General features: G+C 42.7%; 19 protein-coding genes and 1 pseudogene. 4 read left to right on the plus strand and 16 right to left on the minus strand.

All coding sequences use genetic code 11. The features are described 5' to 3' along the window. Positions 1-32: 32 nt before the first annotated feature. On the plus strand, positions 33-1,268 hold the full coding sequence (locus tag V6C27_09755; protein ID MEG6616698.1) for an NAD(P)/FAD-dependent oxidoreductase: 1,236 nt from the start codon (positions 33-35) through the stop codon (positions 1,266-1,268). 92 nt (positions 1,269-1,360) lie between these two features. On the opposite strand, the gene V6C27_09760 is transcribed toward V6C27_09755, so the two are convergent. The 11 genes from V6C27_09760 to V6C27_09810 all read right to left on the minus strand — a co-directional run bounded on the left by V6C27_09760 (position 1,361) and on the right by V6C27_09810 (position 14,655). Then, on the minus strand, positions 1,361-2,110 hold the full coding sequence (locus tag V6C27_09760) for an ABC transporter permease (GenBank protein ID MEG6616699.1): 750 nt from the start codon (positions 2,108-2,110) through the stop codon (positions 1,361-1,363). Between the two features lie 19 nt (positions 2,111-2,129). Next, a complete protein-coding gene (locus tag V6C27_09765) occupies positions 2,130-2,861 on the minus strand; it encodes an ABC transporter ATP-binding protein (protein MEG6616700.1) in 732 nt (243 codons plus the stop codon). A 164-nt stretch (positions 2,862-3,025) separates the two neighbouring features. Then, positions 3,026-4,003 carry a MetQ/NlpA family ABC transporter substrate-binding protein gene (locus tag V6C27_09770; GenBank protein MEG6616701.1) on the minus strand — a complete coding sequence of 326 codons (978 nt, stop codon included), beginning with the start codon at positions 4,001-4,003 and terminating at the stop codon, positions 3,026-3,028. Between the two features lie 97 nt (positions 4,004-4,100). Further along, positions 4,101-5,486 (minus strand): sensor domain-containing diguanylate cyclase, encoded by a 1,386-nt coding sequence (locus tag V6C27_09775; GenBank protein MEG6616702.1) that lies wholly within the window; start codon positions 5,484-5,486, stop codon positions 4,101-4,103. 2 nt (positions 5,487-5,488) lie between these two features. Further along, positions 5,489-6,607 (minus strand): FIST C-terminal domain-containing protein, encoded by a 1,119-nt coding sequence (locus V6C27_09780; protein ID MEG6616703.1) that lies wholly within the window; start codon positions 6,605-6,607, stop codon positions 5,489-5,491. Positions 6,608-6,883: 276 nt separating this feature from the next. Further along, positions 6,884-7,720, minus strand: a complete 837-nt coding sequence (locus V6C27_09785) for an amidohydrolase family protein (GenBank protein MEG6616704.1) — start codon at positions 7,718-7,720, stop codon at positions 6,884-6,886. A gap of 24 nt (positions 7,721-7,744) precedes the next feature. Then, the gene (locus V6C27_09790; protein MEG6616705.1) at positions 7,745-8,092 is read right to left on the minus strand and encodes a DsrE family protein; all 348 of its coding nucleotides are present in this window, start codon (positions 8,090-8,092) and stop codon (positions 7,745-7,747) included. Between the two features lie 20 nt (positions 8,093-8,112). Then, positions 8,113-9,051 carry a glycyl-radical enzyme activating protein gene (locus V6C27_09795; protein MEG6616706.1) on the minus strand — a complete coding sequence of 313 codons (939 nt, stop codon included), beginning with the start codon at positions 9,049-9,051 and terminating at the stop codon, positions 8,113-8,115. A gap of 70 nt (positions 9,052-9,121) precedes the next feature. Beyond that, a complete protein-coding gene (locus tag V6C27_09800; GenBank protein MEG6616707.1) occupies positions 9,122-11,605 on the minus strand; it encodes a glycyl radical protein in 2,484 nt (827 codons plus the stop codon). A 47-nt stretch (positions 11,606-11,652) separates the two neighbouring features. Continuing rightward, entirely contained in the window at positions 11,653-13,551 is a 1,899-nt protein-coding gene (locus V6C27_09805) for a TRAP transporter large permease subunit (protein MEG6616708.1), read from the minus strand. Positions 13,552-13,614: 63 nt separating this feature from the next. After that, positions 13,615-14,655 carry a TRAP transporter substrate-binding protein gene (locus V6C27_09810; GenBank protein ID MEG6616709.1) on the minus strand — a complete coding sequence of 347 codons (1,041 nt, stop codon included), beginning with the start codon at positions 14,653-14,655 and terminating at the stop codon, positions 13,615-13,617. Between the two features lie 390 nt (positions 14,656-15,045). Between V6C27_09810 and V6C27_09815 the strand changes: the two genes are divergently transcribed. From V6C27_09815 to V6C27_09825, 3 genes are all read left to right on the plus strand, one after another. Further along, on the plus strand, positions 15,046-16,434 hold the full coding sequence (locus V6C27_09815) for a sigma 54-interacting transcriptional regulator (protein MEG6616710.1): 1,389 nt from the start codon (positions 15,046-15,048) through the stop codon (positions 16,432-16,434). A gap of 124 nt (positions 16,435-16,558) precedes the next feature. Next, complete coding sequence (locus tag V6C27_09820) at positions 16,559-17,317, plus strand: sulfite exporter TauE/SafE family protein (protein ID MEG6616711.1); 759 nt, start codon at positions 16,559-16,561, stop codon at positions 17,315-17,317. Between the two features lie 273 nt (positions 17,318-17,590). Further along, entirely contained in the window at positions 17,591-17,731 is a 141-nt protein-coding gene (locus V6C27_09825; GenBank protein ID MEG6616712.1) for a LysR family transcriptional regulator, read from the plus strand. Positions 17,732-17,976: 245 nt separating this feature from the next. Here the strand turns inward: V6C27_09825 and sat are convergent. From sat to V6C27_09850, 5 genes and pseudogenes are all read right to left on the minus strand, one after another. Then, positions 17,977-19,002 (minus strand): annotated as a pseudogene (gene sat / locus V6C27_09830) (sulfate adenylyltransferase). Next, a complete protein-coding gene (locus V6C27_09835) occupies positions 18,984-19,688 on the minus strand; it encodes a sulfite exporter TauE/SafE family protein (GenBank protein MEG6616713.1) in 705 nt (234 codons plus the stop codon). Before V6C27_09835 ends, sat begins: the two are co-directional and overlap by 19 nt. A gap of 116 nt (positions 19,689-19,804) precedes the next feature. Then, entirely contained in the window at positions 19,805-20,347 is a 543-nt protein-coding gene (locus V6C27_09840; protein MEG6616714.1) for a hypothetical protein, read from the minus strand. After that, positions 20,334-20,816: an SLC13 family permease gene (locus tag V6C27_09845; protein MEG6616715.1), complete on the minus strand. Its 483-nt coding sequence runs from the start codon at positions 20,814-20,816 to the stop codon at positions 20,334-20,336. Before V6C27_09845 ends, V6C27_09840 begins: the two co-directional genes overlap by 14 nt. Before the next feature lie 186 nt (positions 20,817-21,002). Then, positions 21,003-22,163: a sulfotransferase gene (locus V6C27_09850; protein ID MEG6616716.1), complete on the minus strand. Its 1,161-nt coding sequence runs from the start codon at positions 22,161-22,163 to the stop codon at positions 21,003-21,005. Between the last annotated feature and the right edge of the window lie 246 nt (positions 22,164-22,409).

Genomic DNA, 22,409 nt, shown 5'->3' on the forward strand with positions numbered 1-22,409 from the left:
GTATGGTAATATAGTACCGAGGTGAAACAGATATGGCAGTAGCAAATAAAGTAATTATCGTTGGCGGAGGAGCCGCCGGCATGTTGGCGGCCATTGTAGCCAAAAGACAGGGTGCTGAAGTTACCATACTGGAACGAAACCCGCGCATTGGCAAAAAAATATTGGCCACTGGAAACGGTCGTTGTAATTTCACCAACATCAACACCGATATCACTTATTACCACGGCAACAACCCCAAATTTGCCTATAACGCATTGTCAAGTTTTAGTTATCAAGATACCATTGACTTTTTTGCCGGGCTGGGCATTGCCCACAAAGTGGAGGAGCTGGGTAAAGTTTTTCCCATGTCCAATCAGGCTTCCAGTTTTTTAGATGTAATGCTGTACGAACTAAATGAACTTGGTGTAAACATTACCTGCAATGCCTTGGTCAAAAAAATTACTAAGGCGAAGGGCAAATTTATTATTGAATTGGAGGATAATTCCACCGTTCGAGGGGATAAGGTGATCATTGCCACCGGCGGTAAGGCAGCACCTGCCACCGGTTCAGATGGCAATGGATATGAATTGGCCAGCCAACTGGGACACACCATTACCGACATTTTTCCTGGACTGGTGCAGTTAAAGTTGGAAGGGAATTTTTTTAAACAAATTGATGGGGTCAAATTTGTCGGCACCGCTGAAATTTTATCTGACAACAAGGCGCTGGCCAAAGACCGGGGAGACATTCTGTTCGGCAATTATGGCGTCTCCGGTCCACCGATTTTTCAAATCAGCAGAAAAGCAGCGGAACTTTTGCGTCAGAATAAAGATGCCACGCTAAAAATCAGCATCATCGACGTCATGTCTAAGGAGGAACTGAGCCAACTGCTGGCCACCCGGTTTAAAAACAATCCCAAAAAGGCGCTGGATTTCAGCCTGGTGGGCCTAATTAACAAAAGATTGATCCCGGTGTTGCTGAAGGAAGCAGGGTTTACCGATCTTAAGATTCCGGTGGGCAACCTTTCTCATAAGCAGCAACAAAGGATTGTGAACATCCTAACCGATTGGCGCTTTAAAGTGCGGGGCACCAAGAGTTGGCCCAGCGCCCAAGTAACCGCCGGTGGAGTTTCCACCAAAGAAATCAACCCCGCCACCATGGAATCAAAACTGGTGCCCGGCCTATATTTTGCCGGCGAAATCATCGATATTGACGGGCAATGCGGCGGCTTTAATCTGCAATGGGCCTGGTCATCGGGATTCGTAGCCGGACAAAATGCCGCCCATTAAAAGAAGACAGGGGGACAGGTCCCTTGTCTTCTTTTGTTTCTACAAATAAGACAGGGGACCTGTCCCCCTGTCTTGCCTGGTCTATTTTGTTTCTATAGGTACTTCCATTTGCAGGCTTTGTGTTCTAGGTAATCTAAAAACATGTAGATGATGAAACCCATTAGTCCCATGGCAATGACCCCGGCAAACATTTCTAGAAAATCATAGCGGGACCAAGCGTCCAACAAATAGTAACCCAGTCCTTCTTGGCTGGCGATGGTTTCGGCCACAAACAAAATGGCGATGGCGGTACCGGAGGCCACTCTCAGCGAAGTAAGCATCTCCGGCAGCACTGCCGGCCAGATCACATGCTTGTATATATCCCATTTACTGGCCCCCAGAGATTTGATGGAATTAATCATCGCCATATTAATGCCCCGGGCGGCATCTCTGATGGGAACCAATATTTGAAAGAATACCACCAGTGTAATGAGGGTAATTTTTGAGAGATCGCCAATGCCCAATAGCGCCATCAATACTGGTAAAAATGCCACCTTAGGCACTGGATAAACCAGGTAGATCACCGGTGCCAGATAACGGTCCAATGCAGTTTCACGTCCCAACAGCATGCCAATGGGTAGCGCCAACAGCAGTGATAAAACCAGGCTCACCACCACCCGATAGCTGCTAATTAAAAAATGTTGCCACAAATCGCTAGACATCGCTTGAAAGAACGCTGCCAAGGAAGGAGCCGGGCCGGGCAAAGCGGTGTTACTCAACAACCGGGCTAAGAGATCCCATGCCAGCAGTAACCCGGCCACCGAAAGGGTGATGGTTAAAAATTTATTGTTACGCTGCTCCATGATTCACTCTCCTATGGCCTTATGGAATTAACTTTTCCCGCAGGGTTGAGGTTAGTTGGTGGAACTGGGTAGTTTTGCGGTAGCCCGGTTTCCCCACCTGGGGGTTATCCACAATGTCTAACACCTGCCCCGGTTGACCGGTGAGCACAATGATTTTCTGGCCCAAAAACACTGCCTCTTCAATGCTGTGGGTGACTAATATAATGGTAATACCTCTGCTTTGCCAAATATCCAACATCTGTCGCTGCATTTTTTCCCGGGTAATGGCATCCAGTGCTGAGAAGGGCTCGTCCATTAATAAAAGATTGGGTTCCAACGCCAATGACCGGGCAATGCCCACCCGCTGCCGTTGACCACCGCTAAGCTGGGAGGGGTAACGATGCCGCATCTCCCATAGACCCATTTCACTGAGCACCTGTTCAACTTTGTCAGCCCGCTCCTCACCGCTGACACCCCTAATCTCCAGCCCCAGTTGCACATTGTCAAACACCGTCTTCCAAGGCAACAGGCCATAATCTTGCAAAATCAAGGTGGGGTCTCCGTGCACCGCCACCGTGCCTTGATAGTCATCATGTAAGCCCGCCAGCACATAAAGTAACGTTGACTTACCACACCCCGAAGGACCCAACAAAGCACAGGTGCTGGCAGCAGGAATGGCAAAGGAGACTTCCTTTAGAGCCGGTATTTCTTTTTTCTGTTGCCAGTAACTGACCGAAAGCCCAGTTACCTCCACCATTAAATTCTCCGCCACTGGGTATCCTCCTTGATCATAGGTATAATAAACGCAGGTGGCCGCATTATTCGTTATCGTTCCTCTAAAAGTCAAATAAGACAGGGAGTGTTCCCCTGTCTTATAATACCATGTTTCACCCATCAATCATACTTTAAACTTACCCACTAATCCATTCGCAGACACTACCTCAATATTTCGGTATCTATAAACTCTTGGTAACTAAAGGGTTGATCCAGCAAGTTTTTACTTACCATCCAATCCAGCACCTGCTGCACATCGGATTCGGCCGGAGATTGGGGTTTTGAAAAGGAGGTTACCTTAAAGGTGTCTTTAATCTCTTTGGGGATATTGGCCTTCTCTGCCACCAAATCTTGATAGCGCTCTGGGTTGTTGGTTAGAGCTTGTCCGGCATCTCCGTAGGCCTCAACCACACCCTTGGCCCCCTGGCCATTATCATTCAGCACCTGTTGCCGGAAAACCAACACCGACTGACTGATGCTTCTGGCGGTGTCGTCAGCCACCAGCGTTGCCCCTTGCTGTTCAGCTAAAAAGGCCATGGGGTCTGGCAATACCGCTGCCGCCACTTGGTTGTTTTGCAAGATTTGCATGCGCACCGGAATTTTGGGCACCGATAACTTTTTAACATCGGTGGGGGCTAAACCAGCATCCATTAATATTTGGTCTAACACAAACTCAATGACGCTATTTTGTGAAATGGCCACTTCTTTGCCCTTTAGATCTGCCACTGACTTAATACCAGATTCCGGTGCAGCTAATATAGCAAAGCGTCCTTCCTCTGGGGTGGCTCCCAAAGCCACAGTGGCTACCTTTAAGTCGGTACCACCCTTTTTTAACATCCCAGCCACTATCATATCGGTAATCATACCGTCAATCTGCCCCGCTTGTAGGGCAGCGGAAATTTCTTGGGGTGAGGGAAAGGGTATAAGCTCCACCGTTAACCCTTGATCCTTAAACATACCCTCTGCTTCAGCAATATAAAAAGGTAAGCTATCCACAACTGGCAGTACACCAATCTTTAACGGTTGCAGTTGCTGTTGATCAGTAACGTTGTCCTTAGCTGTATCACCACAACCAACCAGAGTTAGTGCTATGACCGCCGTTAAAAATAATACCAATAATAAGGGACTACGTCTTTGCATCATCAATCCACCCTTCCTAAAAAACTAAATCTATTATACAGTGATTTAAGCAAAAAGTGAACGTGAATTAAACAAGGCGTTGCGGTGGCCGTTACCATTAGCATTTGGCTGCCTTACTGACATACATATTGCTGTCTGCTTTATTAATAGCTTCCTCTAACTGACTGCAATCATTGGCAGTGGCAAAACCTAAAGACATCGAGATCGGCAATTTGTTTTCCAATTGGTTACAATTTGCGATGGCATTTTCAATCCTTTGCACTATTTGGCTAGCCAATAGATTGCTGGTGTTGGGCAACAGTACAATAAATTCATCTCCGCCATATCTGGCCAAAATATCGTCTTTACGCAGACTGGTTTTTAGTAGCTGTGCTACCTCCTTTAAAACAACATCCCCCTTCAGGTGTCCGTAGGAATCGTTTATATTTTTAAAGTGGTCTAAATCACACATAATGATGGTAATGGGAAAAACATCATTGTTCCCTTTATAATTGGCAAGCAATTCTTCTAAATAAGTGCGGTTATATAATCGGGTCAAACTGTCATGGGTGGCTAAATATTTTAGTTCAGATTCCAGGCGCATGCGGTCGGTGATATCTATCAGCGTACCAACAATGGCAGATTCATCATTATACAGTGTTTTGGCCCCCATACATTCACAAACAACCATGTCCCCATCTTTTTTTCGGGCGCTGAAAACCAGTTGATTGTTATCAGCGGATCGGGCGTTAATGACGTTCTCTTGCCATTGGGAAATCCGTGCTTTATCATCAGCGCTGGCTAAGCTGTCAAATTTAAAGTTACCAAGTAATTCATCCGGTTGGTAACCAAAAATCTCGGCAAATTTGGGATTGGCATAGCGTAAAACCTTATTTTGAATTAAAAACACTCCCGCCAGCGCACTTTCCGTTAACAGCCGGTATCTCTCTTCGGATTGTACCAGTTCACTTTCTAACCGATTCTTTTCTTTACGTTCATATGCCAATAGCTTTTTATAATTAAGACAAGCAGACACCGCATTATGTATTTTAGTCTTCAATGTTCTGATAATATCTGCTATACCTTCTTCGGTCACCTTTGTTCGACCATAAATTAGGTGAATTACTAACGAATTATTAATTAAAATCAGTAATACTTCCTTTTCTCTGCCGGTCTGGGGATAGCAGCAAGATGAAAAAGAATAGTCGTCTTGATTAATTACCATTACTCCTTTATTTATTAAATCCGGTAAAAACAACTTGATAGCGGCCGCTGTTTGTTCCTGATCTATATCCCGAACGCCATAGCCCGCACCGGCTCCGAAACTAACCATATCCTGTTGGGTGGTCCAAACTATCCCCCGCAAGGCAGAGGTTTTACGGGCTAAGGTGTCGATGAATTCTTGCAGCATTTCTTCCAGGTGCAAACTCTGACCGATTGACAATGCTAACTCATAGGATAAAGAGAGTTTATTTGTCAGTTGCAAAATGTAATTGTCAATCATCTTTAGCCAACTCCAATTACCGTGGTTTTATTGTAAAACTCCAGGTATCGGTCCCCAATAGCAGCAATTTCCCCTAGACTAAAGAAACCAATAACCGGCAAATCACCCTGGTTAGCATCATTAATCATCGCCAGTTCATCCAAAATCTTATCTTCTAGAAATAGTGCTCTGGAAATGCAGTCTATAACTATCATTCCTTTGATGGCTTTGCTGCCGTAATCTGTATAATAGTCAACGTAGGCATCTGTTGCCGCTCGGCCAGCGGAGACAATCAATTGCTGAGCCTCCCCTTGTAAAATTGTCAGCACAGAATTCTGGGGTATTTCGCCAACTAACCTTAATGCTTGTTGGCCGTGAAGGCTGATGATGTCCCTAACCACCAAGGAGTTATCAGTTTTTACCATACCCAAGGGATACTTCTTAGCAATGCTAAGGAAATTCTCCGGTGTAATATTTTCTTTTGTTTTTTTCTTTAGCACTTGTTGATAGGTAATCAGTGCCGGTTGCCAATTAATTTCATTGATATAGCATGCATCACTGGCATTAACCACTAAAGGCCCATGCAAAACATTCCAACCGTGCTGCACTCCAATACCCACCGGTGAGCTGATGCCAATCAAAATACCGCCACCGGACCAGCAGTCATTTGGGGTAAATAGTACCGGCCCACCCTTAAAGCTAGCTGCTCCACCGCCAATAAATTTTATATTTTGGGTACTGCAAGCAAACAACTTTTCTAAAAAACCACCCACCCCCGGCGCCAAACCATCCACTAAAACCAAGCAGGTCTGGGGGGTGTGTTGATCGGCAGTATTAAATATGCATCCGTCAAAGGAACTTAAATTTTCTACCGTTTTAATCTCCATTGGTTGGTTAAAGCTAATCCCCAACACCCCGCTTTTCACCATGGCATTTTGATAAATTAACCCCGGAAATATCGCACCGCAAATGGGAATGGCATGCTTTTTTAGTATCGGTTGTATATGATGATAGTTAAAGAAGGACGTTTCTTCGCCAACTAATAAAATAATTCCCCGTGTATCATCGGTAATAAGGCTATCTAAAAACTCATCCCAACCACAAAAGTTATTCCCATCATAAAAGCTGCAGTTATCAAACATATAAATTCACCTAATCCATCAGCTGAAATATTTGCAAAAACCTATATTTTACATTATACAAGATTTTTATACTTTATCCTGCAAATAATGTTACTAAATTAAACATTGATTAAGTACTTATCCACAATTATGTTAACATTATTAACAACTTTTCACCGCCGTAAAGTGCGCAGTTACAGGGTTTCTGTTTTATTTATGCACAGGTTGTTGATAACATGACAAAGGCACCCTGTGCAAAAAGGGTGCCGCTGTGTAAAAATATTTTGTTTTTTGCAGTTACTTGGTTAGGCCCAATACCCGAGCGGCGTTGTTATACATCACATTTTGCCGTACATCGTCGGTAAAAGGCAGTTCGGCATAGGTTTTGAGGGCCTCTTTAAAATCCACAAAGGGATGGGCACTGGCATATAACAACTTGTCAGGAATAACTGTATTGGCCGCTTGTACATAGGCCTCGGCTTGGGGAAACCGTTCATATTCCGAGATATCTAAGTACACATGCTGATTCCTTTGGGCCACAAAAATAGCCTCATTTACCCAAGGGTAACCGCCGTGACTAATAACAATTTTTAGCTCCGGAAAGTCCCGGGCCACGAAGTCAATATACCTGGGTGCCACATGGTCAATCACCGCATTGGGCACCAAGGTTGCTGGACCGGTGGTAATGACAATGGGAATATTTAGTTCACAGCATTTAGCATAAATGGGATAGTACTTGGCATCATTGGCATAAATTTGTGCCAAATAGGGGTCAATGGCGGCCCCTTTGATGCCATGATCAGCCACCGCCCGCTTTAGTTCCTCAATGGCAGCCATTCCTTTGTGGGGGTCTAAGCCCACAAAACCCACAAATTTATCTGGATATTTGCTGGAGAATTCAATGACACTGGCGTTGTTTGATGGCGAGCGGTAGGTGGTTTCGCTATCTCTACCGGTTATCACCGCCAGCTCAACACCATGTTTATTCATATCGGCCACAATTTCATCCAGCCTTTGAGCCTTCATTTTAGAAAAATCTATGGCTGCACAAAGGCCTTTAAACATGTTGCTGGTTGCTATTCCGTGCATAGTTTCATCGGTGTTCGGTCTAAATCTAAAGTCAATGATTTTCATTTTGATGCCCCCTATTTTTGATTACTAAGGCTTAATATAAACGAAACCCTCAGTTTGTCTAATCACAATTTCAGTAATGCCAGCAGGTATTGGCTGTACAAAGGACGGCAGGTCTGCCTCTGCTAATTTATTCGCTTTCAGGGCGTTTCTGCAGGCAGTAAACTTTACCCCGGCGGCTGACAAGCTCGCCATTCTGTCCAGCAACTCCTTTTTATCGGCATTAAAATAGGTTACCACTGCCGCAGCATTGGCCACCACTTCTATCTCTATTGTTTCTTTATCCACATCGTTGAGGTAATTTTCAATATTGGTTACCGCTTTGGGCCAAACCTCTTGGTCCGATACATGGAATAACACTTTAATGGTTTGCAATGGTGTCCCTCCTAGTTGGTTTACTTAAAATATCGCTTAACTAATTCATTAAAGGTGGCCATCTGTTGATCTGTCACTGACTTTGTTTCCATTAGATATTCCCGACCGATATAACCATACTTAGCTTCCCCTAAGCGATGGTACTTTAATAATTCGTACTTAACATTGGGGATTCCTTTAATAAAGTTAATGATGGCCAGTATATCTTCCTCGCTGTCATTAAACCCAGGGATCACTGGGGTCCGCACCGTAACGGCAATATTGGGGAAACAATTGGTCAGTTTTTTAAAGTTGGCCAATACCTTCTCATTGCTCACACCGGTAAACTCTTGATGTTTAACGGGATCGATACACTTGATATCCATGTAGATATTATCCAGGTAATTGCAAACCTTCTCCATGCTTTCCCAGTCGGCATGACCGCAGGTTTCAATGTTAGTGTTAATCCTTCTCCGCTTAGCTTCTTTTAGGAGGGCCGCTGCAAAGTCTGCTTGCATCAGAGGTTCGCCACCACTTAAAGTAATGCCACCACCTGACCGGGAATAAAAAATATTATCCTTTTCTACAATATCCATCACTTCGTTAACACTACGTAAAACACCAAATACATCCAGTGCTTTGGCCGGGCAAACATCGGCACATTTTAAACAGTTGTTACATAAATTTCTATCTACTTTAATTCTATTAATATCATCTGCACTGGCTTCTATAGTAATGGCGCCGTTGGCACAAACCTCTACACACCACATACATTCATTGATGCCAATACATTTGTTGCTGTTATAAGCCAACTCGGGCTGACGACTTTGGGATTCCGGGTTGCTGCACCATTTGCATCTCAAAGGACAGCCCTTTAAGAATACAATCGTTCTGATGCCTGGGCCGTCGTGAACCGAATAGTTTTGGATATTAAATACATACCCTTGTTTCTTCTTGTCAAAAATTTTCACTTCCCCCATATCAATTGCCTCCTAAAAGATAAGTGACTGTAGGTTCTGCGGTGAAGCAGAACCCACAGGCGGTTTGCCATTAGATAGCGCTATGCTCAGTTCTCGCAATAATATCATTTTGCAGATCTGGTGATAGATCGGTGAAATAAGCACTGTAACCGGCAACCCGGACAATTAAGTTGCGGTACTTATCTGGATCTTTTTGGGCCGCCAGCAAGGTCTCTTTGTTAATTACGTTGAACTGCAAGTGCCATAGTTTCAGGTCAATCCACGTTTTCATAAAGGAAACTAATTTTTCGGTACCTTCTTCCCCAGCCACACAGGAAGGGCTTAACTTAATATTTAATAATCTAGCCGCCCGGTTTCTGTAATCATAGTTTTTAGAGTTGAAGTTAGATAACAGTACCGCAGTGGGGCCATTTAAGTCAGCGCCTTGGGATGCTGAGGAACCATCAGAAAGTGGTGTCCAAGCCTTTCTACCATTGGGGGTGGCGCTCACAACTTTACCAAAGGGTACGTTGGAGGTAAAGGGCACCAATCTAAAGTCAAGGTGTACCCCCAATTCCTGTGAATACTTCTTAGTAAATTTAACAGATTCACGGTCAATGGCCTTGGCAATGGTATCTGTGTAAGGGTCATTGTTGCCGTATTTAGGGGCGTTAATCAGCATTTGCCTAATGGCCTCTTTGCCTTCAAAGTTACAACTGATGGCATCAATTAGTTCAGCCATGGTGAGCTTTTTATCTTCAAACACTAATTTTTTAATGGCTGCCAGTGAATCCACCACGGTGGCGTAACCAATACACTCAAAGTAACCTAAGTCAATACCGCCATCAATATGTGGGGTATGCAGATCCACCATGTTTTCCATGCATAAATCATGCAGTGATGAACTCATCGGTACCGCAAAGTGTTTGGCCCGTAAATTGTTGATGATGTATTGTTGAATAAAGGCATGCTTCAAGAAGTTGGTCTGTTGGGCCAAGTAAGCATTCCAAAATTCTTCCCAAGTGGTAAATTCTCTGGGGTCACCGGTTTGCAGTCCAATTACTTCATCGCCATATATTTTCATGGTACCATTGTACAGCGCCATTTCCACTGCGGCGGCATAGTTAATGTAAGCACCACCACTGGTGAAGGTATCGCGGTTAGGCATTCTGCATTCAGCACAACCGGAAACCGCGTAGTCATTGGCCTCTTCAAAGCTGGCTCCCTTGGCCAATAACAATGGTATTACCTCTTCATCATTGATTAGTTTGGGAAAGCCGGAACCTTCCTTAATGGTTTCTGCCACTTCGTACAGATATCTTTCCGGTGCCCGGGCATGCATTCTGGCGGCCAAATCAGGATAGTTCAGCGGGAATTCTTGTTTAGATTTTAGGAACAGATAAGTCAATTCGTTAGTTGCATCCCTTCCATCGGGGGTTTGGCCACCGATGGTCACTGCCTCCCAGTGGGCGTAACCCTCATTAATGGCACCACCGGCAGGAGATACATACAGGTCAATGAATTGCGCCATGGCTACCCACATGCATTCCAGCAGTTCTGTGGCCTTTTCTTCGGTAATGCGGCCTTCTTCCAGGTCCTTTTTAAAGTAAGGGTAGAGATATTGGTCCATTCTACCGTTGGAAACCACAGTACCGGTTTTTTGTTCAATTCTGGAGAACATTTGGGTAAACCATTGGGACTGCATGGCTTCGTGGAAATTGCGGGCTGGGTTTTCTGGCACCCAAGTGCAAATTTCCGCAATCTGCTCCAGTTCGGCCTTTCTTTGGCCATCAGTTTCTTTGGCAGCCAACTCCCGGGCCAGTTGGGCGTGTCTATTGGCCCAAAGAACAATGGCATCACAAACGGTGATGATGGCTTCTAAGAAAGTACGTTTCTCTACGTTATCGACAGGGCTTAGAGGGTCTAAAACAGCTAATTTAGCCATGGCTTCTTCTTTGATGCCTTTAAAACCTCTCTTTAACACCTTTTCATAATCATGTACCCACTGAATAGAGGACCGGAAAGAAGCAGTTTCGTTAACAATATATCTCGATTTTAACGGGTCGGCTGGGTCATAGGTCAGTTTTAAGGTTTCCTCTGGCAACGATTGGGCTAAATCTTCGTGGAATGTTTTGCCCTTCCAATAAGGAGCAATTTCTTTCACCACCACATCGGCGTCAGCTTGGCTGATGTTAAAGGGTGACTCCACCCGTTGGGGTAGCATTTCTAAGGCTACATCCAGAAAATCGCCATCCAGTTCGGGATAAAGAATGCCGTACCTACCTGGGCAGCCAGATCTACCAACCAACAATTGATGGTCGTCAATATATACAGTGATATTGGCTGCGATGTGCTTTAATGCCTTGGCCCATCTGAGGATTAATGGTTGGCCTTCGGTTTGCTTAAAGGATTCAGTAAAGTATTTGGCCCGTTCAATATCAATTACCGGGCGCAGATTTTGAAAGCTGTGTAGAATGTTATAAACCCTTTCTCTACCGGCAAAATCTTGTTTACCCTGGAGTTCTTCTTGAATTCTTTGTTCTTGAGGTGATAATACTCTGCAACATTCAGTCATGTTATTCTCCTCCTTGATTTATATTGTTGTTAGTTTTTAATAATCAACTACTTGGCAAGGGTTGTTAAATATAATGAAATTTCCGGTATATAGGTGACCAGAAGTAAAACCACCAACATTGCACCTAAAAATGGCAACGCCGTTTTGGCCAAATTGACTATTTTTAAATTTGCCACACCACTGGCCACAAACAGGTTGACACCAACTGGTGGCGTGATAAAACCAATGGCTAAGTTCACCACCATCATCACACCAAAGTGCACTGGATCTACCCCCACTTGGGTCACCACCGGTAACAGAATGGGGGTCAAAATTACAATGGCCGCCAACGCTTCCATAAATGTACCCACAATCAGCAACATAATATTGATCATCATTAGAATGGCAATCTTGCTTTCTGTTACCCCCAGCAGGAAGGCTGCAATTTTGTTGGGCACTTGCTCAATGGTCATAATGTTACCGAAAATGGTGGCCATGGCCATTAACACAATTACCACCGCCGAGGTGCTACAGGCTTCCACAAAGCAGGGAACAATATTTTTCAGGTTAATTTCTTTGTAAACAAAGACACCTACAATTAAGCCATAGAAGGCAGAAACCGCCGCCGCTTCCGTTGGAGTCATGTAACCGCCGTAAATGCCGCCCAGAATGATTACCGGCACCATTAAAGCCCATTTAGCATCCCAAAAGGCTTTACCAAAGGTTTTTAGACTTCTTTGCCGCGCTTCCCCTTTCCAGCCCTTCTTCCGAGCGATGACATAACTGACCAACATCAGCACTAAACCCACTAACACACCGGGTATAATACCAGCCATAAACAAATCGCCAACAGAAACCTGGGCCGACACCCCATAAACCACAAAGGGGTTACTGGGCGGAATCATTACCCCGATGGCACCGCCCGCAGCCACCAATGCCGCTGCGAAATATTTATCGTAACCACGTTTAACCATCGCCGGGATGGTGATGGCGCCAATGGCCGCCACCGTTGCTGGACCAGAGCCACTGATCATGCCAAAGAACATACAGGTCGCTACGGTGGCCAACGCCATGCCGCCGTATAGCGAACCCAACATTTCATCCGCTAAGTTTAGCAGCCTTTCCGATAATCCGCCAACACCCATGAACACACCGGCAGCAATAAAGAACGGGATGGCCATAATGGGGAAACTATCGATGGAGGTAAAGGAAAGTTGAGCCACATATTCAATGGGCAGTGTGCCGGCACCAATGATGGTGGCGAGCGCTGATAGTCCCAGAGAAATGGCCACCGGTACCCCAATCACCAGAAAAAGTACTAAGTAACCAAAAAGCCAGGCTAAGGCAGGTAATTCCAGTCCGATAAAGAGCGGTGCACCGATGACTGCACAAATGGCTAGCCCTATACCGGTATCCTTTGGCCCAATTGCTTTAGCTTGAATGACAAAATCTTGAATAATCCGAATGGCCATCAAGCCAAAGCCAACTGGCAAGATTAAATAGGGAATATAATATGGTATTTGTAACGCTGCGGTGGTTTGTGGAAACTCAACCATCATTTGCAAGTGATCAATGCCCATAAAAAATATTGCACCGGCTAAGGTAAGGAAGCAAACATCCACCACAATCCAGCTGATCTTTTGCCAGCGCGCTGACAATCTGTCATAGACGATGTCCACCCGAATGTTGCTTCTGTCTTTAATGGCTAGGGGAATGGCCAAGTAAGAGATCCAGATAAAAATGTATCTGGCCAACTCCTCGGTCCATACCGCCCCACCGGTGGTGCCTAACAGTTCAGTGGCAACATAACGGTAAAAGGTTTGGAAGGTAATAATTAAAATAATTGACAACATCCCGATAAACAGAATGGGTTTTTCTAAGTTATCGTCGATCAACTTTAGCCAGCTCTTAGGCTTGGTCTTATCAGTGGGCATTGACGATTTGACTGCTTCTTCACTGGTTGACAATAAAATCGCCCCCTTTTAAGCAAATTTGTATCTAATTGGGAGGCATAACGCCCCCCAATTGTATTACTGCTGTGTTGCCAGTACCATGTCGATAAGTTCCTGGGGAACTTGATCTTTAAATTGATCCCATACTGGTTTGGTTAATTCTTTAAATTCATTGCGCTCTTCATCAGTTAATTCATGAACTTGAATGCCAGCGTCAATAAAGCTTTGTTTCGCCTGCTCTTCCAATTCAACAGATAATTCTCGCTCATACTGAACTGCCTCTTTTCCCGCTTCTAAAAGGATGTTTTGCACCTCTGGGGACAGGCTGTCAAAATACTTTTTGTTTGCCATTAAAATGTGCATGCTGTAGTTGTGCTCGGAATCCACTGCATACTTCAAGGCCTCATGGTGTTTAGCATCGTAAAGCAAACCAAAGGTGTTACCTTCTGCATCAATGGTGCCTTGCTGTAAGGCGGTATAGGTTTCACCCCAGGCCACCGGTGTGGGGTTCATGTTCAGCGCCTTAGCCACCGCCACTTCCACCGGTGAATCGGTGGTACGAACCTTTAGACCAGCCAAATCAGCAGCAGATTTAATCTCTTTATCTGCAGTAACAAAGTTACGATAACCATACTCGGTGTACATAATTGGTTTGAGACCAATTTTAGCTGCTACCTCTTCAAAGTACTGGCCCAGTTCCCCTTCATCCAGTGCTTTATATAAATTTTGTTGGTGATCTGGTGAAGTGATATAAGGTAAGTCAAATACCATGTATTCTGTTGCAAAGTTAGCCATATTTGGTGATGAACTGGATGCCAACTCTAAGGAACCCTTTTGTACCGATTCCATAGTTACCCGGTCACTACCTAAAACAGTGTTACCATAGAGCTCAACTTCAATTTTACCTTCAGACTTTTCTTCAACCAGCTCTTTAAACTTTTCATAAGCTAAAGTCACGTTGTTACCCGGGGCCATCGGGTGAGCTAAACGAATTTTAATGGGTTTATCTCCAGCGCCGCCAGCTGTTTCTTTTTCTCCAGAACCACAGCCCACCATCACCACTGATACCAGCATTAATAGTGCCACTAGGCCGATAACCAACTTGCTTTTTCTTAACATAATTTAGCCTCCTAATTATTTTTTATATTTAACTGCCATTGATTTTTACCATATTATTTTGTGTTTCACCCCCCATGTATTTGTAATTACTTTCTCACTTTTGTTTGCCATTATATATTGCAATTACCGTGCCAACTTTTATAACCTCTTAAACCGCAATATTGGTAACCATTTTTTATGCAGATTAGTCAGACGTTGCAAAGTTGCAACAACAGAAAAATGTCAGATGGCGGACCTTTTTCAGGTAGTCAAAACTACGAAGTGGTACAAGTATTCACAATCACCTGTTGCAATTTTACACCAATGTTGCAAAATTACAACAAAGCTGTTACAATTTAAATGTTATTGTGATTACTTTCGTTTAATTTCAACTTTTGAGGGGGCTGCGATGTGACTAAACGGATTGAAAATTATTTTGATAATCTGTTAGAAGTATTTTCTGACGGCGTTTATATTACAAATGCCAAAGGCAAAACCATCACGGTAAATAGTCTCTATGAAAAACTAACCGGTTTAAAGAAGGAAGATATTGTCGGCAGATTAGTCACCGAATTGGTAGAAGAACAGGTTTTTAATGTGGTTCTCAACCCGATCATTGTAAAAACAGGCCAACCCCAAACGGCCATGCAAACCACCAAAGCAGGCCGGCGGGTGCTGCTCAACGGGCATCCCATCTTTGATAAACATGGTAACGTTATCTTTGTGATTACCTTTGTTAGAGACGTAACGGTACTTACTCAACTAAGGGATCAAATAGCCAATCAGGCAAGACTAATTGAGAAGTATCACCAGGAGGCCAATGCGTTGCGCAATAAAGGGCATGATAATAATGTCATTATTGTCAGTGCCAAAATGGTCAACCTCATGCAGTTGTTAAAAAAAATAGCCAAAACCGATACCACCGCCTTAATTCTGGGAGAAACCGGTGTCGGCAAAGACGTATTTGCCCGGCAAATTCACGAAAATAGCCCCCGGGCCAATGGCCCCTTCTTTAAAATTAACTGCGCCACCATTCCTGAGAACCTGATTGAATCGGAATTATTTGGTTACGAACCGGGAGCCTTCTCCGGGGCCAGTGCAAAGGGTAAACCCGGTTATTTTGAATTAGCCGACAAGGGCACGCTATTTTTAGATGAACTGGGGGAACTGCCTTTGGCGATGCAGGCTAAACTGCTGCGGGTTTTGCAGGATCAAGAAATTATGCGGGTGGGGTCCACCAAGGTGCGGAAAGTAAATGTGCGGATTATTGCCGCCACCAACAGGAATTTAGAGCAATCGGTAAAGGAAGGCAAATTTAGAAGTGACCTTTACTATCGTTTATATGTGGCGGTGTTGGACTTGCCGCCGCTGCGGGAGCGCAAAGAGGATATTTTGCCTTTAGTTGACCACTTTTTAAATAAATTTAATACCAAATACCGCAAAAACCTATCCTTTTCTGTCGACGCCAGAGAACTTTTATTAAACTACTCTTGGCCCGGCAATGTGCGGCAAATTGAAAACATGATCTTAGGACTAATTGTCACCCAAGACAAACAATACTTAGAAGCGGATGATTTACCCTGTAAGGTACGGCAAGAACAACCTAGCGCCAGTATTTCTTTACCAGTCAGTAATTTAGAAAGTAAATCTTTAAGGAACATTATGGAACAGCTAGAAAAGGATTTACTAAAACAAACGCTGGCAACCCACCACAACAATGTAGCCAAAGCAGCCAAGGCGCTGGCAGTGGACCGTTCCACCATGTTTAGAAAATTAAAGAAGTATCGGCTGATAAGTTAGATCATGTCCCAGCTTGGCAAACGCCAAGCTTTTCTAATGTTTGGCACAAAAATTGCATCATTATGTATTAAGGGTTAATACTCAGCATGATTCAAACTAATAACTTTACAAGGTTGGTGACAGTATGTATGAATGGTTATTTGCTGGGTTGATAGTATTTGTGGCTTCGGTGTTACAGTCCGCCGTTGGTTTTGGTTTTGCCATTGTGGGAACACCATTATTGTTATTGGTCTATGATTCCCGGGAGGTTGTTCAAATAAACAATTTTCTTTCTTTACTTGTAGCAATTATTTTGCTGCCTAAGATTATTAAAGAGGTAGACTATCAATTATTGAAGCGATTTTTTATCGGTAGTTTATTTGGGGTGCCCTTAGGCTTGCTATTTTTTGCTTACGTCAGTCTGGGTTTGCTGAAAATTACTGTAGGTATACTGGTGAGCTTTATCTCCATATTCTTAATTGTTAAATGGTATAAAACCCGCAATTTAAGCGAAGAAGAATTGCAGGATACTGCAAAACCAAGCAGTAAATTTCAAGAGCTATTTAGCGGTTTACTTTCAGGGGTACTCACCAATGGTGCCGGTTTGCCAGGGATACCATTAGCCATCTATTTTAATGTAAAAAACATTGAAAAAGGAGTTACCCGGAGCACAACGCTGTCGTTTTTTATCGGTGTTTATGTGATAACCATAATTTCCCAAGCCCTTACCGTCAAAATTGCCGGCACCGTAATTACCACTTCGTTAATGTTGGTACCCGCATTGTTGATCGGTGTATTTGTAGGCAACATCTTACACTATCGCATTAATCAACGGGTTTTCCAACTGATCATCAATTTAGTGCTGATCTTTACCGGCCTATACATGATTGCTAAAACAATTTAAGAAAAAACCAAGACAGGGGGACAGGTCCGTTGTCTTTTCCATCAGAAAAGACAACGGACCCGTCCCCCTGTCTTCACATGTCCTCGGACAAAATGATTAAACTTTGGGCCATCACCTTGCGACCCACTTCATACTTGTATAAATCCTCACCTTCCTCTTTCATAATTATATTATATTGTATTTAAGTGAAAGCGACAATTAGCTAATGGTATGATTTGAAAAGGTATAGAGGATTGTCATTTTTTAGTATATACTGGTAGAGGGGGGAGAAAATTGAACATAAATAGACTAAAAGTTTTTATAAAGGTGGCTGAACTAAAAAGTTTTACCAGAGCCGCAGAAGAACTTTACATGACGCAACCAGCGACCTCTAAAAATATTAAAATTATTGAAGATTTTTACGGTGATTGCTAGAGATTTATGTTTAGATAGGATACGAACGGTTAACATTAAAAATGTTAATTTAAAACATGATATGTACATTTTATATAAAGAGGATAATTTGTCTAAGGCATATAGAAAATTTATAAGATTTTTAAAGGACAACAATAAGGACTTTTAAAAATTTGTTAGTAAAGTCGCCTCCTATCTACTACCATTAAATAGGAGGACGACTTTACATGTTTATAAGCTTAATTTTCTTCCATCCGTTATTATAATCAGTTGTTTAGTTTCTTGTAGTACTCAGTAAGGATTTCTAATACTTCTTTACGACCAAACTCAAGCGGTGGCAATTTACCTGCTGCAAACATAGCCCGAACCTTAGTACCACTGATGGCAATGCGATCTTCGGGGCCATGTGGGCAACTTTTTTCTGTAGCCATACCCATACACTTCTTGCAGTAATAAGAAGCGGTAACCTTAATTGGTTGACACAGAATTTCACCAGGCTTAAACTCATCAAACAATTCTTGAGCTTGGTATGGTGTATAGTAACTACCAACACCAGCGTGGTCACGGCCGATTAGGATGTGACTGCAACCAAAGTTTTGACGGAAGATAGCGTGCAAGATAGCTTCGCTAGGGCCAGCATAGCGCATTTCCATCGGATAAACTTTCAATGCTACAGTGGCTGGGTTGAAGTAGTTTTCTAAATGCGCTTGATAGCATTTAAAGCGGACCTCAGCTGGAATATCGCCTGATTTCAGCTTACCTACAATTGGGTGGATAAACAGACCGTCACAAACTTCGTTACCGATCTTGCACAGGAACTCATGGGAGCGGTGCAAAGGGTTACGGGTTTGGAAAGCTGCCACCGTACTCCAACCTTTAGATTCAAAAAGTTCACGGGTTTGTGCTGGGTGTGCATAGTAACCGGCATACTTTTCGTCGTATCCCAATTCACTGAAGGTTACAATGGGACCACCAATGTTAACATCGCCTTGGGCCATAACCTTTTGAACGCCGGCGTGTTCTGCATCGTCAGTGAAGAATACAGACTTACATTCTTTTACTTTGTCGTATTCATATTTATCTTCTACAGTAAGAATACCTACATAAACGTCAGTTTCATCATCAACCAGAGCAACTTCTTGGCCTTCTTTTAGTTCAGCAGCCTGCTCTTTGGTTACAGAAACAGTAATGGGGATTGGCCATGCCAGACCATTTGCCAAGTGCTTACTTTCTACAACTTCTTGATAGTCAGCCTTGTTCATAAAACCACTGGTTACAAGCAGGTATGATCCTGTGAAAAAAGAATTACATAAGTTATTCGTCTAAACATTACTTGGTTTACATATTTGAACAACATCTGCCCCAGCACTATGCCTAATAAAACCAGGGGCACCGACATCAGCGACGAAGTCCAAACTACTTTAGTAGTTCCATAAAATACTATTTGCATAACCAAACTGACAGTGTAAATAAAAACATAAAAGGCTAACGTGGTGCTACGCAAAATTGCCTTTTCTGTTCCCACCCCTGTAAAGTAAAGTAATAAAGGTGGCCCAGGCATACCAAGGCTGGTTGTCAAAAGCCCAGAAATACCCCCTGCCGTAATATCCTTACCTTTGGATTTTTTGATACTGAAATTAAGCATTAATAAAAATGTCAATACCAGAATTAGTATGCTGATAACTATTTTTAACATTTGTACATCCGCATAAACAAATACCGCTACCCCTATAGGTGCTCCAATAATACTTCCCTTTACCAAACTAATGAGGCGTTCTTTATCAACATCTTGCCATATTTTTGTGATCATAACGAAAGAAATTAAAAGTGAAAGAATGATGTTTATCTGTATTGCATCATGGGCCTCATATATTAATAGCAAAAAAGGTGTAGCCATGATAGAGAAACCAAAACCTGTACTCGCCTGTAATATAGAGGCTAAAAATACAATCAGCGAAGAAAGGACCAACATTTCCATGGTAAATCACCACCAAACTATAATAATTTTTTGTTGATAAAACTTAATTGTGCCCGATAGCCTAACATGGTTTCGGGCACAATCAGTTTGGGTATAACATTCTTTAGCACATTCTATTACATACCTGGTGGCATGGTGTAAAATGGTAGTTGCAAGATACCTATAGTGATTATAAAGTATATTGCCGTGACTATTATAGAAATGCCCGCCAATGCCAGACCATAAGTAAACAATCTCTTAATATTGGCACCAAAACCGGCAACGATGGCCTGGGCACCACTGGCCGATACTACTGCAAAACTCCAACTTAATGAAGCACCGGCAATCCATATAAAGGCAACAGCACCATACTCTAGATTATTCCAGTTATGGAAGGCATCCATTATCAGTGGTACAAGAATACCGGCGGCCGCTGTATCAGATGTAAATTGTGATAAAGTGGTTGATACTGCGCCGATACCGATAATAGCAGGAATTGTACCGCCTTCTATTATCGGTTCTAGCCAACTGGCAAATACTCCACTGGCCCCGGTATTTATTAAAACACGACTTAGGGCAATTGCCCCCGGCCATATAAACAGTATCGCTACTGGAAAGTGTTTAACTAATGCCGGGATAGAAAGCAACGTCTCTCCCTTTTCCTTTTTAGAAGGGATCATAAACAATATTATCGCAAAGATAAAGAACACTATGAGCTGGGTGCAACCATGCAAAGGGCAAGAAATCAACATACAACGGCCGCAAAATAGCTAAAAGAATTATTGATAAAAACCCGAAGCCTAATATTTTTTCTTCAAAAGTCATGGGGCCCAATTTTTCTAATTCTTGCTTATAAAACTCCTTGCTCCCATGGAATTTTAATTCACTTGGATCAGGTTTCATACCAAAGTACATAAACAAAGAACAGGCAATCATCACCAGTAGGGAAATAGGAACCATTCGTAGAGACCAGTCAATGAAAAACACTTCAGTGCCAATATACTCATTAAGAAAACTCCAAGTAACCAAGGCTTGTCCGCCACCTAATGGTGTTGCCATTCCGCCTATTGAGGCACCCCAAGCAACGGCAATAAGAATATTTGAAGCTGCTTTACTATCATATCTTTGCTTATGTGTTTTGTATCCTATTTTCTCCCCCCTTAAATTTTAACCACTTAACCTTTACATCAAAATTTTGCACTTATATCCGATGTGCCTTAAACCACTACCTAAAAATTATGAATTTTTAAGAAGTATTTTATAGTGGTAGGGGCAATCATTCGGGGACTACAATTAATAGCCCCCGAACTTTAATTAGTTAATAGTTGTTCTATCTTAAAACACAATACCTTTTGCTGTATACTGTCTCTTAATGCTAAAATGGTCTTTCCACTTCTTCCAAGCACGGAAACCAACAATTAGTTCCTCGTGTGGGTGACCAATTGGGAAACAATCTTCTGGAATATCCGCATCGCTCCAAATGCCGGCTTGTTTTCTTGCTTCTCGTTGATCAACTAACCAATCGCGATAGCTCTCAAACAAGATATGACCTTCAGGGGCATCCAATAATGCCGCTCTTACTCTGCCATCATATTCTCTCCAACGGGCCTCGTCTTCAGGTGTAATTTCAATAGGTTCAATAATATTTTCATAGCCAGCTTCTTTTAGTTCTTCACCGGCTACCGCAGTAAAGACCCGCTGATCTCTAATACTCAGTAGGTTTTTGTAAATGCCCACATATTTATCACTAATTGCGTGACCTAGAGGCTTATGGTCCCGGGTCATACCACGTTTTTGACCAATATCACCTTTCCAGAAGTCAAACATAGCAGGCTCAAATTCCTCATCTAAAAAGTCACATACTGTTTTCATTACTTCTTCAGGTTTACGAACCAAGTCTTCATATTTTACATCAAGCCATTCTTTATTGCTAAGTTTTTCTCTCCAAGGTTTAACTGCATTCCAAGCCATTTTCCAGCTCTCTGCAGCACAGAAGATGTTTGTAGGTCCAAATGCGGATTCTAGATAATCTGACGCAGCGTCCCGACCATCCCTTACTATATAAATAAATTGAGCATTTGGGAAGCACTCTCTAATTTGCTTTATGAAGTAAAGGTTGTGAGGAGTTTTTTGACCCCAACGAGGCTTATTGCCATTCTTTTGAGCAAACATTTCATGCATAGCACAATAAATACCAGCAAAACTCTTTTCAGGTGCCATTTCTATTAGCTGATCAACAGCAGTTCTTGGGTTTAAATCCATTCCCCATAGATGTCTGTTTAATCCAAAGAGCATTTCATCAGCTAAGGTTTTTAGGTTTTCTTCTTTGTTTAGGTCACCATAGGTATGTAACCAGGGATAAATCCGCGGGAACAACCAACCTACTTCAGGTACTGCAATGCGACTGTGTTGACCTAACATAACCATTAGTAATGTTGTACCAGATCTTTCATGCCCAATAACAAAAACAGGTTTTTCTTTTAGTTCAATAGCCAAAATAATCCCCTTCCTTTTTAATTATTTAGAGTTTTCTCTATTTTGAAAAAATTAAACAAACACTTACGAACTACTATTTCCCTCCTTCCTACCTACTTATAAAATTAAAAACTTGAAATAAAACTAAATAGTTTTAATTGTGCGTTTAATAACTTAATTCAGTGCACAAACTGTCGTAATTTTGCTAAATTTCTTAAGTTAAACTTATCACAACCAGTATCTTATAATCAAATTACCTCCTGGGAT

It is taken from the genome of Peptococcaceae bacterium 1198_IL3148, assembly GCA_036763105.1.
GTDB lineage: Bacteria > Bacillota > Desulfotomaculia > Desulfotomaculales > Desulfohalotomaculaceae > JBAIYS01.

Excerpts from the sequence above, each read along its gene's own strand:
- V6C27_09755 (MEG6616698.1), top strand. The coding sequence starts at position 33 with ATGGCAGTAGCAAATAAAGTAATTATCGTTGGCGGAGGAGCCGCCGGC.
- V6C27_09760 (MEG6616699.1), bottom strand. The coding sequence starts at position 2,110 with ATGGAGCAGCGTAACAATAAATTTTTAACCATCACCCTTTCGGTGGCC.
- V6C27_09770 (MEG6616701.1), bottom strand. The coding sequence starts at position 4,003 with ATGCAAAGACGTAGTCCCTTATTATTGGTATTATTTTTAACGGCGGTC.
- V6C27_09775 (MEG6616702.1), bottom strand. The coding sequence starts at position 5,486 with ATGATTGACAATTACATTTTGCAACTGACAAATAAACTCTCTTTATCC.
- V6C27_09780 (MEG6616703.1), bottom strand. The coding sequence starts at position 6,607 with ATGTTTGATAACTGCAGCTTTTATGATGGGAATAACTTTTGTGGTTGG.
- V6C27_09785 (MEG6616704.1), bottom strand. The coding sequence starts at position 7,720 with ATGAAAATCATTGACTTTAGATTTAGACCGAACACCGATGAAACTATG.
- V6C27_09795 (MEG6616706.1), bottom strand. The coding sequence starts at position 9,051 with ATGGGGGAAGTGAAAATTTTTGACAAGAAGAAACAAGGGTATGTATTT.
- V6C27_09800 (MEG6616707.1), bottom strand. The coding sequence starts at position 11,605 with ATGACTGAATGTTGCAGAGTATTATCACCTCAAGAACAAAGAATTCAA.
- V6C27_09810 (MEG6616709.1), bottom strand. The coding sequence starts at position 14,655 with ATGTTAAGAAAAAGCAAGTTGGTTATCGGCCTAGTGGCACTATTAATG.
- V6C27_09820 (MEG6616711.1), top strand. The coding sequence starts at position 16,559 with ATGTATGAATGGTTATTTGCTGGGTTGATAGTATTTGTGGCTTCGGTG.
- V6C27_09835 (MEG6616713.1), bottom strand. The coding sequence starts at position 19,688 with ATGGAAATGTTGGTCCTTTCTTCGCTGATTGTATTTTTAGCCTCTATA.
- V6C27_09840 (MEG6616714.1), bottom strand. The coding sequence starts at position 20,347 with ATGATCCCTTCTAAAAAGGAAAAGGGAGAGACGTTGCTTTCTATCCCG.